At 44.3% G+C, this 13,107-nt stretch carries 11 protein-coding genes and 1 pseudogene; 2 read left to right on the forward strand and 10 right to left on the reverse strand.

Annotated elements, in window-relative coordinates:
* The first annotated feature begins 135 nt into the window (after positions 1 to 135).
* Positions 136 to 843, forward strand: a complete 708-nt coding sequence (locus NCI00_RS05880; RefSeq protein ID WP_253526024.1) for a hypothetical protein — start codon at positions 136 to 138, stop codon at positions 841 to 843.
* A gap of 70 nt (positions 844 to 913) precedes the next feature.
* On the opposite strand, the pseudogene NCI00_RS05885 reads toward NCI00_RS05880, so the two are convergent.
* The 4 genes and pseudogenes from NCI00_RS05885 to NCI00_RS05900 form a co-directional block, all read right to left on the reverse strand.
* Positions 914 to 1,135, reverse strand: a pseudogene (locus NCI00_RS05885) (PIN domain-containing protein); the annotation flags it as partial.
* A 153-nt stretch (positions 1,136 to 1,288) separates the two neighbouring features.
* Positions 1,289 to 1,450, reverse strand: a complete 162-nt coding sequence (locus NCI00_RS05890) for a hypothetical protein (protein WP_253526027.1) — start codon at positions 1,448 to 1,450, stop codon at positions 1,289 to 1,291.
* A gap of 165 nt (positions 1,451 to 1,615) precedes the next feature.
* Entirely contained in the window at positions 1,616 to 2,176 is a 561-nt protein-coding gene (locus NCI00_RS05895; protein ID WP_253526030.1) for a hypothetical protein, read from the reverse strand.
* 3 nt (positions 2,177 to 2,179) lie between these two features.
* The gene (locus NCI00_RS05900) at positions 2,180 to 3,478 is read right to left on the reverse strand and encodes a restriction endonuclease subunit S (protein WP_253526032.1); all 1,299 of its coding nucleotides are present in this window, start codon (positions 3,476 to 3,478) and stop codon (positions 2,180 to 2,182) included.
* A 342-nt stretch (positions 3,479 to 3,820) separates the two neighbouring features.
* On the opposite strand from NCI00_RS05900, the gene NCI00_RS05905 reads away from it, so the two are divergent.
* Positions 3,821 to 3,970, forward strand: coding sequence for a hypothetical protein (locus NCI00_RS05905; RefSeq protein WP_253526034.1), 150 nt, complete (start codon positions 3,821 to 3,823; stop codon positions 3,968 to 3,970).
* A 50-nt stretch (positions 3,971 to 4,020) separates the two neighbouring features.
* Here the strand turns inward: NCI00_RS05905 and NCI00_RS05910 are convergent, their stop codons facing one another.
* From NCI00_RS05910 to NCI00_RS05935, 6 genes are all read right to left on the reverse strand, one after another.
* Entirely contained in the window at positions 4,021 to 5,460 is a 1,440-nt protein-coding gene (locus NCI00_RS05910; RefSeq protein ID WP_253526036.1) for a class I SAM-dependent DNA methyltransferase, read from the reverse strand.
* On the reverse strand, positions 5,460 to 7,859 hold the full coding sequence (gene hsdR / locus NCI00_RS05915) for an EcoAI/FtnUII family type I restriction enzme subunit R (protein ID WP_253526038.1): 2,400 nt from the start codon (positions 7,857 to 7,859) through the stop codon (positions 5,460 to 5,462). Before hsdR ends, NCI00_RS05910 begins: the two co-directional genes overlap by 1 nt.
* A gap of 145 nt (positions 7,860 to 8,004) precedes the next feature.
* Positions 8,005 to 9,540, reverse strand: a complete 1,536-nt coding sequence (locus NCI00_RS05920; RefSeq protein WP_253526040.1) for an SBBP repeat-containing protein — start codon at positions 9,538 to 9,540, stop codon at positions 8,005 to 8,007.
* A gap of 409 nt (positions 9,541 to 9,949) precedes the next feature.
* Positions 9,950 to 10,576: a hypothetical protein gene (locus NCI00_RS05925; RefSeq protein WP_253526042.1), complete on the reverse strand. Its 627-nt coding sequence runs from the start codon at positions 10,574 to 10,576 to the stop codon at positions 9,950 to 9,952.
* Positions 10,577 to 10,930: 354 nt separating this feature from the next.
* The gene (locus tag NCI00_RS05930; protein ID WP_374758836.1) at positions 10,931 to 12,031 is read right to left on the reverse strand and encodes a BamA/TamA family outer membrane protein; all 1,101 of its coding nucleotides are present in this window, start codon (positions 12,029 to 12,031) and stop codon (positions 10,931 to 10,933) included.
* A 152-nt stretch (positions 12,032 to 12,183) separates the two neighbouring features.
* A complete protein-coding gene (locus NCI00_RS05935; protein ID WP_253526048.1) occupies positions 12,184 to 12,942 on the reverse strand; it encodes an oxygenase MpaB family protein in 759 nt (252 codons plus the stop codon).
* Positions 12,943 to 13,107: the final 165 nt, after the last annotated feature.

Genomic DNA, 13,107 nt, shown 5'->3' on the forward strand with positions numbered 1-13,107 from the left:
GAATCCTTCAACGCCAAAATCAAAGCGTTCAGAAGTCAGTTCAGAGGGGTAAGAAACGTAGAATTCTTCCTGTATCGGCTAACTCAGATATATGCTTAATCTAAGTTACTCCACAACTTTTGGAATTGATCCCGTATGACACCTGAATACGACCGACTTTTTAGAGAAAATCTATTGGCCTTTACGAAGGCAGTACACAATCAGGGGAAAGAATACACGGCTTTTTATCCCATGATCGGAAAGGAATATGCTCAGGGGAAGCATTTGTTGGTGGTAGGACAGGCCGTAAATGAATGGCTGCCTTCTGGATTTACCATCGGAGATGATGAGCATAGGTTGGATGCTCATATAGAATTGGCGATTGAGGAGTCGCAGGCCGAAGGAGAAGAGTGTGCGTTGAACTGGGTCAATACCAACTGGACAAAATCGGGCCTTTTTCGCTCTTTCTTTTGGAATGTCACCTACAAACTGGTTAAACAAAAATACGGGAAGACCGACAAGGATTGGAATGAGGTGATTGCTTGGAGTAATTTGATGAAAATTGCACCGCAAAAGGGCTGGAACCCGGATGGCGATGAGATAAAAGCGCAGGAATATGCGGCTGAGCTATTTGTTGAAGAGCTTAACTGCCTTCAACCCCAAAATGTGATCCTCTTTACCAATCTGGAGACGTGGGCCAAGCCGATTTTTGAAAAAGCGAGGATTCACTATGAAGCGCGTCCTTCGGGTTTTATTCAGGCAACGGCTGCCTATGGCAATTCAAAAATCATTGTTACAGAACGTACAAAAATGGGGCTGAATCATCAACACTGTATTGATGAGTTGATGAAAGAAATGGTATAGTAGGAGTAATGGTCACAACAAAGAAAACGCTCGGTAAGGCCGAGCGTTTTCTTTGTCAAGCAGATAAAATTTATTGGGTTTTTCTATTGCTTAACAGTACAATATCTACCAAAGACGCGCTCTTAAATTTAGTTTCGCTGCTTACCAACGGCAGATTTATCCATTGAGCCGTAGCAACGATGATTGAATCCATCAGTTTTAAAGAAGTAGACAGCCTTGTTTTAATAGCAAGGTTTTTGATCTGCTCATTTATTTCAAAAATAACCAACTGATCTAATAATTGCTTCAAAAGTTGACGTTCGGAAGAATTCTGGGCTTACATTGTATCTCCATTTCGGTAATGATGGAGATGCAAGGCCTTTTATTACCAAGTATCAATTTTACCAACGGGTCGCCTTCCAATAGGCGAATCAGAGCGTTTGTGTCAAATAAAATATAATCTTCTCTATTCACCTCTCAATTCCCGTTGAAATTTCAGAGGATCTTGCCCCCATTGCATCTTTCCGAAAAACTTGTCAACGTCAAACTTTTTCGATGCTTTGTTAAGCTTTTCCAATGCAGCCTCTATTTGCTTTTCAGTGGCGTTAGGCGGAATAATGACAGTCATTGTTGTTGGGAGTTGATTTTACATCAAAAATACATTTCATTTCCCAAATAGTCAATCAGCCACGAAAAACCCGGATAAATTCCTCAGGTATGAAAGCATCATAAAGCTATCTCTGCCGAAGCTCGCTCAATGTATTCTACTGTGATTTCCAACGCTTTGCTTGAATCAGATTTCTATAGATTTTCCCAAAAGCGGCTTTAACTGTGAGGCAATGGCAGCCTCAACTTCGTAGGTTTGTGCTGAGTCTGCAAGGGGGATGTAGTAAAATTGTAGCTTAGGGGATTCGCCTACCCAATGTTTGAGATGCATGGCGTACGTTTTTTGAGGGCCTACTCCCAAATGCTGTTTGATACGGGAAAGAATATCTTTTTTGACACTGCCCACATATAAGGCGATTGAGTCTTTGTCAAACTCCTTTTTACTTCTTGATAAAGCAAAGACCTTAGATTCAGGACTTGCTTTGTATTCCTTAAGTCGATTGAAAAGCGTTTCGCCGTTTTCGGCATGGTTTTCAAGTACATACACGTACACCACGGGCTTTTGATTCAGGCCCGTTGCTCGGTCAATTTGTGCTATTTGGTCTAAAAATGTCTGACAGTCATTGACGGTAAACTCAATGGGGCCATTCACTTCAAGAGACGTAAAGGCTGATTTAACCAACGCAATCTTTGAAGTAAGTTTTTGTATGCGCTCTTCGGCGGCTTTATGCAGATTTAAGGATAACATTGATTATTTTTTTAACGCCTCCCTTAACACCTGCTGCAAAAGCTGTTGGTTTTGCAGCTGACTGCTTTTGATGCTTGCCTCCAACGCATCGCAGGTTTGCATCAATGACTCCAATTTTTCTACAATGCGCCGCTGCTCGGAAAGGGGTGGGAGTGGGATAATAATATTACCAAGCTTTGTCCCATTAAAATTGGCTTGGCCATTTTGCTGTATTATTTGTGGTTCAAGTTGTGTCAATCTACATAATGAACTGTTTATGTAATTTGATATAAATCTTGAATTAATATCCATCATAAATCTAACTCGAATCAAATAAGAGGCTAAAGTATAAGGCTTATCATTTTCAAAAACACCAGTTTTCCCGACTAATTCAAAACTATTAGTTCTATTAAAAACCATATCCCCATTATTAAGATAAAGCTTTGGAAGAGCAGGTATTGTTGAAGAAACATATTTTAGATTTGAATAAAGGATTTTACCGTCTGTTGTAATATTGCCCATCCGCAATACTGGTATTTCTCCTTCCTCAAAGGCTTTTTCAGATGTTCCATATACTATTTCTTCTGAAACCTCCCCCAAACGACACCAAGTCCAATGCTCTGGTATCTCAAAAGGAATCTCTTCCGCTTTAATGGGCGGCAGCTCTTTTTCTTTTTTGAGTTTTTTGGCGGCAATGAGTTGGGCTTTCTCGGCTTTGATTTTAGCTAAAAGTTGTTGGCCGGTTTCTCCATCGTGGCTTGACTCAACGAGTTTGCCCTGCATGGCTTCGCGCAGGAAGGATTGGCGGAGTTGTTTGACAAGGTCGAGTTGGTGGGTGAGTTCGGTGGAGAGTTCAGAACTTTGATTTTCAAGCTGTTTATAGCTTTCAACGAACTTCAATTGCTCTTCAATGGTTGGAGGCAAAGGGATTTCAATTTGAGCAATTTCTTTGAGCGGCAAAGAGACGTTTGCCATGCCTTTCATTCGTCCAACTAACTCATTTTCTTTGTTAGAGTCCAGAAAACGGTATAGATATTCGGCATTAAGGACGGTTGAGTCATTAGGAATAATCGCACACAGAATGGAGCCTAAAGCAAATTTGCCGGTTTGATAATGTATCCGTTTTAAACTGGCATGACCGTGACCGGTAGAAGAGACTAAGGGTACAATAACAGCCTCTGCATCAAATTGGTATTCGTTGTGGGATTTTCGTTCTTCACTTGTTACAACCATTGGATAAGGGCCCGGAATTGCTTTTTGAATCCCGGTCATCCCTTTTTCAATGGTACATATATTCCCTAATTTTACTTTTCTCCAACTCATTGATTGTTTTTCGTAAAATGTTTTAAATTTTATTGCTTCGGATTAAGGCTTCTGCCAATTTTAATTTGGTGAGCCCTTACTTTTCTTGCTTGCCCAAGAAAAGTAACAAAAGAAGGGCACTTTTGCCAAAGCTTCCCCGCGCAATCCTTACGCACACCACGCTGGCAAAAGATTCCTCACGCGCAAGGACTTTTTTGTTTATGATTTTAGTAAAAAAGGCAATTTTTCTACTCATGTTGGTTTTGTGTCAATCTGCTTGTTTTCGGTGGTTTGTGCCTTTGTCTGTGAGGCTAAACTAATTTTTTTTTATCTTTGTTGAAAGGCTATATAACTCAGGCACCGATGAAAACCATAACGCCCAAAATCAAAACAAACGAAGGAAACAGCAAATCTCCCAAGAAAAACACCCAACACCCAAAAATAACATTGGGAGCAGGCAGGTATTTGGCCGAGATTGACTACGATGCCGTTTTTGATAACGCTGTGAGATAGATACTTCCCTGATTACCCCATTCGTATGTTTGACTACGAATAGCCCTCATTTAGCCCTGCACCGCCTCCTTCAACTGCCCCAACAACGCGTGGCTTTTAGCAAATGACTTTTCCAACATGGCCATCAGTTCGGCGCTGCTGTGGTCGTGGCTTTCTTCTTGTTTTACAGGGTTTTTGATGTCCAGATCGTAGTTGCGGTCAATGATGGTTTGAATGTCTACCTTCCAGCACACGTCGCTTTCGGTGCGGTTGTTCCACCATGCTTTGATGGGCTCAAACTCCTTGGCTTGGATGGTTTTGGTTTTGGAATACGATTTTTGGCCTTCGGGCAGGCGGTGTTCGTAATACCAGATTTCCTTGGTCGGCGTGCCTTTCGTGAAAAAAAGCAGGTTGGTTGCTACCGTGGCGTAGGGTTGAAACACGCTGTTGGGCAACCGAATGATGGTGTGCAGATTGCACTCCTCCAACAGGCGTTGGCGTACGCGCAGCTTCACGCCCTCGCCCGTGAGGCTGCCGTCGGGCAACACGATTCCCGCGCGGCCACCCTGTTTGAGCAGGTGAATCATCAGGACCAAAAACAGGTCGGCACTTTCTTTGGTGCGGTAGTTTTGGGGAAAGTTGTTTTCGTTATTGTTGGCCACAATCCCGCCAAACGGAGGGTTGGCCAAAATAACGTGAACGCGGTCTTTCTCGGTAAAATTGCTCAAGGGTTGGTCGAGCGCATCGCCAAAACGAATATTGGGCACTTCGATATCGTGCAAAATCAGGTTGGTGGTCGCCAATAGAAACGGCAGCGGTTTGTACTCCCAACCGCGCACGTTTTCGGCAATGCTTTGGCGGTCTTCCACGCTGTTGGCCTGTGCTTTGAGGTGCTCAATGGCGCAGGTCAGGTAGCCGCCCGTTCCGCAGGCGGGGTCAAGAATCTTCTCCCCGATTTTGGGGTCAATGATGTCGGTGATAAACTGCGTAATGGCGCGGGGCGTATAAAACTCGCCGCTTTTGCCCGCACTTTGGAGTTCTTTGAGGATTCCTTCATACAACTCGCCAAAAGCGTGGCGGTCTTTGGCCACGTTAAAATCTATCTCGTTGAGTTTGTTCAACACCTTTCGGATGTTGATGCCGCTCTTCATGTAGTTGTTGTTGCCCTCAAACACCTCCCGTACAATGAGCGCCCGGCGGTTGCCCGTACTGACGTCGAGGTTGCGCAGGGCCGGAAAGAGTTTACGGTCCACAAACTCCAGCAGTTCGTCGCCCGTGATGCCTTCGTCGTCGCCAGCCCAATTGCCCTTTTCCTGTATCCAATGAAACTCCGCCGGAATGGGCGAAGTGTAGGTGTCATCCAGCAGTTCGAGTTCTAAGTCCTTGTCGGAGAATATTTTAAGAAAAAGCATCCAGCCCAGCTGTTCCACGCGCTGGGCATCGCCGTTGAGGCCCGTATCCTGCCACATGATGTCGCGGATGCTTTTGATTACGCCACTTATGTTACTCATTACGCTAATTTATAAAGTTCTTGTTCTAATTCTTTGATGGCTTTCAGATAGTCAGATTTGGTGCCAAAGCCCTTAATAATCTCTACCGGTGAACCAAAGTCGGTTAATGGTTTTACTTTGAGTACGTCCATGCTTTCGATGTTGGTAATGCCCTCGTCGGCATATTTGTCGAGCAGGGCTTCCAGCACTTTTCGGGATTGGGGGCCGTACTTGGTGAAGTAGTTGCGCTTCTTCACGTTGTTGGCCCGTTCTTTCCGACTCAGCGGTGGTTGGTCGTAGGCGACGTGGCAAATTAAGTCAAATAAATCAACTTCTTTGTCGACCGCCTCGTACAGCGCCTCAACCATTACGCCCTGTTCGAGCAGTTCGGCCACGATAGCATCCTTACGTTCAGTGCTATTCCAACGATTCAAAAAATCATCCAACGAAGCAAATTTTCCCTGAATAATGCCCTTCGTATGGTCTTTCAGGCTCGTAGTAATGGGTTTGCCCTGATTATCAAAATACAACTCCCGACTCACCAGCACCGACACATCCACCCCGTTGACGTACACTTTTTGGCGCGGTTCCTGCAATGTATCGCCGCTGCTGGGAAGGGTTGGATACCGAATTACGGGCGCTTGGGGCGTCAGATCAATTTCTTCTCCTGATACTTCATCAATGATAGGTTCGGTATTGTTGGCGTCCTCTTCGACGATGCCGCTCAGGTCTTCTTCTTCGCTTACTGGTTTTATCCGAATCGGGTCACCGTCAAAGGCCGTATCAGCAAACAGGTCGGTGGCATTTCTGAAGTCGAGAATGGTAAAGTAGCGTTTGCCGTATTCCTCGTTGATTCGGGTGCCGCGTCCGATGATCTGCTTGAACTTAGTCATGGAATTGATGTTGGCATCCAACACAATCACTTTGCAGGTTTGTGCATCTACGCCCGTGGTCATCAATTCAGAAGTGGTCGCTACAACGGGATAGCGTTCTTCGGGGGCAATGAAGTTGTCAAGCTCGCGTTTGCCTTCGTCGTTATCGCCCGTGATCTGCATCACGTACTTGTAGTTTTCGGCCACCAAATCGGCATTGTGGCGGGCCATGGCCGAGCGCATTCGTTCGGCATGATCGATGTCCACGCAAAAAATGATGGTTTTGGCAAAGCGGTCGTAGCCTTTCAGAAATTCCGTGACTTTTTGGGCTACGGTATCCGTTCGCTCGTCAATCGCCAATTTTCGGTCATAATCCGAGCGATTATACACGCGGTCTTCCACCAAGTTTCCGGCTTTGTCGGTTTTGCCCTGTTCAGGTCGCCAGCCTTCGGCATCCACATTGAGCGCGACGCGTACTACTTGATACGGAGCCAGAAATCCGTCATCAATGCCCTGCTTGAGCGTATAAGTATAAACGGGCTCGCCGAAATATTCGCTGTTGCTGGTTTCTTCGGTTTCTTTGGGCGTGGCGGTTAGGCCCACGTGCGTGGCGTTTTTGAAATAACTCAGAATTTCGCGCCAGGCACTGTCTTCATTGGCGCTGCCCCGGTGGCACTCATCAATGACAATAAGGTCAAAGAAATCGGGTGAAAACTGTTTGTAAACGTTGGCGGCATCATCAGACCCCGAAAGCCCTTGGTATAAAGCCAGATAGATTTCGTAGCTCTTGTCAATTTGGCGGTGTTTGACCACCGTCATTTTATCCCTGAAATGCTTGAAGTCACCTCGTCGTGTTTGGTCAATGAGCGCGTTTCGGTCGGCCAGAAAGAGAATCCGTTTCTTGGCTCCGCTTTTCCAAAGTCGGTGAATGATTTGAAAGGCCGTATAGGTTTTTCCCGTTCCGGTTGCCATCACCAGCAGGATGCGATTTTGTCCGTTGGCAATGGCTTCCACGGTACGATTGACCGCGATTTGTTGATAGTAGCGTGGGTTGCGTCCACTGCCGTCGGCGTAATATGGCTGCGCGGCAATCTTCTCCGCGTCGGGCGTAGTGATGCCCTTGTATTTTTTATACTTCTCCCAAAGCTGTTGCGGCGTAGGAAAGTTATGCAAACCTAATTCTTCTTCAATCTGCGCATCGGTGGCGGTGCGATCATGGAAGAGAAAGCCGTCGCCGTTGCTGCTGAACACGCAGGGAATGTCCAAAATGCGGGCGTAGTTGAGCGCCTGCTGCATACCAGCCCGCACCGAATGTTTGTTGTCTTTGGCCTCAATGATGGCAATGGGAATATTGGGCTTGTAGTACAGAATGTAGTCAGCCCGTTTGCGTTCTCCCCTTGCGGTCATTTTACCGCGCACGTAGATTTTGCCGTCGGTAAACGAAACCTCCTCCAAAAACTGAGTCAATTTATTCCAGCCAGCTTTTTCGAGTGCGGGCGTAATAAACTTGGTGCAGATGTCTCTTTCAGACAGGCTTTTTTTTTCCATTGATTTAGGGGGTGGAATAGCAAGGGAGTCCGTCAACGTTGAATGACGACTACCCTATGATTTTTATGGTACAGGTATTCTCACAAAATAATGCAAGCCCATGGGCTTTTACTAATTTCGAGCCCTAAAACTGTCGGATTAGTTATCAAAACTTTTCAATTCGGGCTACCACTGTATCATAGCTTCCTGCGGATGTAATCGTTTTGTTGCCATAAACACCCTTTAATTCAAAATTTCCGACCACAAAAACATTACCTGAAGCATCAATCGCTATGCCCTGTCCATAATCATCATTTGCACCTCCCGCCGATGTTGCCCACTCAAAATCTCCGTTTGTGCTGTATTTTGCAACGTAAAGGTCGTTGTACCCGGCTGAAACGAGCGAGCTACCTCCAAACATGGCGGATGTATTATAATAGCCCGTCAGGTACACACTGCCTATGGCATCGACTGCTATTTCTCTACCGTTCTCGTTATTTATTCCTCCTGCACTTCTCAGCCATAAGTTAGTGCCGTCGGTTGTATATTTAGCAATAAAAATATCATTATTGCCTTTGGAGGTAACGTACCTATTATCAAACCGTACTGTAGTATTAAAATTACCGCTGATGTACACATTGCCGTTGCCATCTACGGCAACTCCCTGTCCGTTTTCAGTGCCTGTTCCTCCGGCCGAACGTACCCACTCTTTCCCTCCGTTGGTATTGTATTTAGCCAAAAACACATCATTGCTTCCTTCAGATGTGATTGGGGTGCCATCAAAAAACGCAGTCCCAAAGTAAGAGCCTGTCACGTATACATTCCCATTAGAATCGGCAGCGATGTCATAACCAAAATCATTGCTGGAGCCTCCGGCAGATTTTACCCATTGGAAGGTTCCATTGGTGGTGTATTTTGCAATAAATACATCGTCATAAGGTAAAGGGGTAGCCGTAATGGAAGCGGTTCCGAAAGTTGATGTTCCCTGAAAATACCCAGTGATATACGCATTCCCGGCAGCATCGACGGCAATACTGTTTGCCAAGTCACTGTTTGGCCCTCCTGCTGATCTCACCCATTGTAAGATACCGTTGGTGTTGTATTTAGCAATGTATAAATCACTGTTTCCAGCGGAAGTAAGGGTGGTGTTTTCAAAAGATATTGTGATATGGTAGATTCCAGTTATGTATACATTACTACTGGTATCTACTGCGATGCCAAGACCAAATCCATTACCCCATCCTCCTGCTGATTTTACCCATTGCACCTGTCCATCGCGATTATATTTTGCGATAAACACACCGATACCACCGGCAGAAGTAACGGAAATGTTTCCAAAAGCGGCAGTTCCTTCAAATTGTCCTGTGATGTATACATTGCCCACGTTATCGACCGCGACACTTTGACCTATATCGTAGCCATTTCCACCGGCAGAGGCAATTGAGGTAATGTTAGGGTTAAAGTCGGAAGCGTTGGATATTGTACATACCCACTTAGAGCCATTATATACCCGAAGGCATTTAAAGGTAAGGTCGTACGCTAAATCGCCTTCAATTGGCCCAGATAGGGCCAAAATAGCATCATACGTGAGGCGTGGGTAGTTAAAGGAGGGCGTAACCCCAGTGGGAGTGATGGTAACATTCTGGGCATTAAGTCTTAAAATGACCGCGATAAAGGCAAGAGAAAGAAAAAATAATCGCATTCTTAACGTTGGTATGAAGATAGTAATAATATGATGATGCTTTTCAAAGGGACAAAAGGGGGATGAGTATTATTTTACTTCAAATTATGCGCTTATTTTTTTACCCCCCCCCCAGAAAGGAGTTTAAAGACCCCTTTTGAAGCCTTAATTGGGCTTATTCTGGCTAGATATTAAGTACATGTTGAATCGAACTCAAGCCGTTTTAAAAGGCTGTATTTACTTAAGTAATTAAGCAAATTTATTCACGCAAAGTCGCACTGGCGCAAAGAGCATAAAAGGTTGATTATCTAAAACTTAGCGGCTCTACGTGAAGTATAAATTAATTTTGCACATTTACTTAAATCAAGTATAAGTATTCAGTTTAGTAGCTTAATTAGCCAAAATTGCAGCTTTGTAGTATTTGAATTTTTTAAAAATAAAAACAAAGTCCGAGTCGAAAACCTGAATTAGTACCTTTTTGTGTTTTAGGGGATAAAGGAGCCCCTGTAATGAAGTCGGGATAGGTTTCCTTTGCTCTCCGAAACATCTTATCTAAATATATACCTAAATCTATGCTCATTTTCGGTGTAAAAAAATACGCCGCACCACCCCCAATCTGGATCACTTGTACTCGATTAATATATTCATAAGTCTCTAGTTGACCATTGGGGTTTCTTAGTTCATATTTCCCCAGATTCTCCCTACCAAACCTATACAGGAGTTGTGCATAAGGTTTAAAATCTTTCTTTCCAAAATAATACCTCAGCGCGGGATTAATACAATAAATGATAGGGGGATCATCAAAAAGCCTCAAGATACTTTTGGGAGGTATATGAACTGAGGTCCCCAAACTAACGGCAAGGTTTTCCTTTATTAAGTACCCGATAGTAGGCATTTCTACCAAATAAGACCAAGCCCCTTTGGAGTTAGGTATCGTCGCAAAGGCATAATTTTCGGCTAAACCTACTCCTAGATACCATTTGTTTTTTTTGCTTTGTGCCTGAGTGATGGTTATACTCAAATAAAAGAGAATAAGTGAAATGGCTGTTTTTAGCATAAGTTAAATAATTGAGATAATTTTCAAATGCAAAATAATCGAAATAGTGTAAATGGATATCTGCATTGCTTAAAAATAATACGGCTTCTCCTCAGTACTAATTTTGGAAAATATCTTTGGAAAATATCTAACGAACCTAGGAGGATATTTACGTAAATCAAGTGAATGTCTTCACGCTTGTATGTACAAGGTCGTTGGAGTCAAGCTCTTGGGATTGATACTTTATATATTTCGGGCGTTTGCTCATTTTAGTAACTCAGCGATTAACAAGAAATGCCACTCCAGTCTCTAACAACAGAACTAATAATAGCCAGTTGCGTTTAGCCCAATCCGTTATGCCAGTCATTGTCTACATCAGAATGCCTCGCCCGTAAATAGATAAAAGTTGGGGCCGTCTTCGGAGAAACCAACGTCTAATCGGAGATAAATATCCCGCCTTGGGAAGAGCAAATAACGCAGTCCGACACCAGCAGTAGGGCGGATGTATTGGGTAGAAAATTCGCTGATTTTGGGGGCTACCACGGCCGCTCCCGCAAAAGCAGCGGCCCCAAATCGCTTACTAAAACCGAAAGGCAACCAGCGATGTTCTACCTGGGCGGCTATCATGTTTTTGTCGCGGTAACGGCCTGAATAATACCCCCGCATAATCATTTCGCCACCCATCAATGCCAGTTGGTTGAAGGGAATATTGCCCCCGTAAAAATTACCATATACCTGCCAAGCCAGCACATTGCGCGGGCTTGTCGGATGGTAGGAGCGCACATCCAGATTGACCCCGTGAAAGGTATATTCGCTGCCAATACTTGGATGATATTTAAGAAAGGAGAGTTCACCAAAAAGGCCTTTTCTTACATTCAGCACATTGTGACGGTTATCATACACCAAGGCTGCTCCCAGACCCACATTAATGGTTCCGTTGGTGCCTAGAGGTTTTTCGTAGAGGTGATCTTTGGGTTGTTTAAACGCCGTGTTGTAGAGCTGCTGATAGTCGATTTCGGGGCCGACAAAAAGATTGGGAATGATTTTTCTTAAAACCCGTTGCCGGAACAAAAGATAGTTGGCGTCGATCAATGCGGGCTCTTTGGCAGAAGGCGAGGGCCCAATGCCATAATAGAGAAGCGGAAATTTCTGGAAGCGCATTCGGCCCAGCAAAAACCAATTGTCGTGGTCTCCATAAATGGCATTATCAATCCATAAGCCATATTGCCCTTTCATCGTGACAAAGCCAAACGCTTGCACTTCACTTAAGCGGTTGAGGGTATCATTTTTGGCCTGAAAAAGCAGGAGTGAAGATACCCCAAACTCAAAGCTAGTTTCGGGTGCGTAAGCCAGCGTAGGATAAAACCGATAACTGGGTTTGCCGGGGGCGGTAGTATCTGATATTGTTTTTTTTATAAAACTTTTGAACCGACTATCCTGCCCCAAAAGGGGAGTGGTCAATCCAAAAAAGCCCATCAAAAAAAGCAGAAATATTCGCTGCAACATCAACATAGTATCAATCATAGTGTAGATATAAACCCAACTCAAATAAAACCGTTCCTGTAATTTGGCATTTAGTTGAATTAACGTCCACTTTGTCGAAGATGTTTTAATATTTCAGCTTGATGTTATACAACGTCCAATGCGGCAATTTGTGGCTTGTAAGCCTCGGGCAAAATTGCATTTTTGAGATAGTTCTCTACTTTTAGTAATCTCAGAAGCTTGTAGGTGCCAATTGCCGACGCAAAAATGGGGAATTTGCCGAGCCTAAGAAGCCTGTTTACCCTTGGAGGAACGACCAAAATCTGCGCTTGTTTGAGCAAAAAAAATCGGAATGAACCTAAATGTTTTTTGTACTGCTGGTAAAGATCAAGGGTGAAATGGCTTGATAATAAGTTCTCCTGAATGTGCTCTTCGCGCATTTGTTGCCACTCATCAAAATGGACGGGTAAGCCTTTGATGCCCATTCTTGCCCCGACGCGGTAAAATACCTCAAATACCTCCTCTTTTTCTGGTTGGCTTAATTTTCGTTCCAGTAACTCAAACGACCGGATGGAATAATCGATGAGCATAAAAAGAACGTCGCGGTAGGCCCAATCGGGGATTTGAGCGCCTCTTTTCTGCTCAACGCCCTGATGAATCGCCGCGATTTTGTCAATGGCAAAAAGGGCCTCGCTGTACTCCGAAAAAACGATTTGGCGGGCGTACGAAACGGTCGAAAACAAACGCCCCAGTGGGTCGGAGGGGAGTTTACCCGTGAAATAAAGCCAATCTACGGCCTTGTTTAACGCAAACTCGGCCGAGGCGCCCGCAAAGATAAATAGGATTGTGTCGGCTTTGCCCCAGATTTTCCGAACGATGGAATCAGGCGCTGCAAAGTATACCATTTTGATGAATTTAGATTTGTTTTCGTTTCTTCAATCAGAAACAGCAAGGTAAATATAAAAAATGAATCAAAAAGTACTTTTGTTTACAAAGTAAATTAAAAGTATTGATTTTGTCAATAGGGCATAACTTCCGTGCTCATGGGTTGGGTAGTAAAACCTGTGATT

The sequence above is a fragment of the Runella salmonicolor genome (assembly GCF_024158025.1).
In the GTDB taxonomy this organism is placed as follows: Bacteria; Bacteroidota; Bacteroidia; order Cytophagales; family Spirosomataceae; genus Runella; species Runella salmonicolor.

Excerpts from the sequence above, each read along its gene's own strand:
- NCI00_RS05920 (WP_253526040.1), bottom strand. The coding sequence starts at position 9,540 with ATGCGATTATTTTTTCTTTCTCTTGCCTTTATCGCGGTCATTTTAAGA.
- NCI00_RS05930 (WP_374758836.1), bottom strand. The coding sequence starts at position 12,031 with ATGGGCTTTTTTGGATTGACCACTCCCCTTTTGGGGCAGGATAGTCGG.
- NCI00_RS05880 (WP_253526024.1), top strand. The coding sequence starts at position 136 with ATGACACCTGAATACGACCGACTTTTTAGAGAAAATCTATTGGCCTTT.
- NCI00_RS05905 (WP_253526034.1), top strand. The coding sequence starts at position 3,821 with ATGAAAACCATAACGCCCAAAATCAAAACAAACGAAGGAAACAGCAAA.
- NCI00_RS05935 (WP_253526048.1), bottom strand. The coding sequence starts at position 12,942 with ATGGTATACTTTGCAGCGCCTGATTCCATCGTTCGGAAAATCTGGGGC.
- hsdR (WP_253526038.1), bottom strand. The coding sequence starts at position 7,859 with ATGGAAAAAAAAAGCCTGTCTGAAAGAGACATCTGCACCAAGTTTATT.
- NCI00_RS05890 (WP_253526027.1), bottom strand. The coding sequence starts at position 1,450 with ATGACTGTCATTATTCCGCCTAACGCCACTGAAAAGCAAATAGAGGCT.
- NCI00_RS05925 (WP_253526042.1), bottom strand. The coding sequence starts at position 10,576 with ATGCTAAAAACAGCCATTTCACTTATTCTCTTTTATTTGAGTATAACC.
- NCI00_RS05895 (WP_253526030.1), bottom strand. The coding sequence starts at position 2,176 with ATGTTATCCTTAAATCTGCATAAAGCCGCCGAAGAGCGCATACAAAAA.
- NCI00_RS05900 (WP_253526032.1), bottom strand. The coding sequence starts at position 3,478 with ATGAGTTGGAGAAAAGTAAAATTAGGGAATATATGTACCATTGAAAAA.
- NCI00_RS05910 (WP_253526036.1), bottom strand. The coding sequence starts at position 5,460 with ATGAGTAACATAAGTGGCGTAATCAAAAGCATCCGCGACATCATGTGG.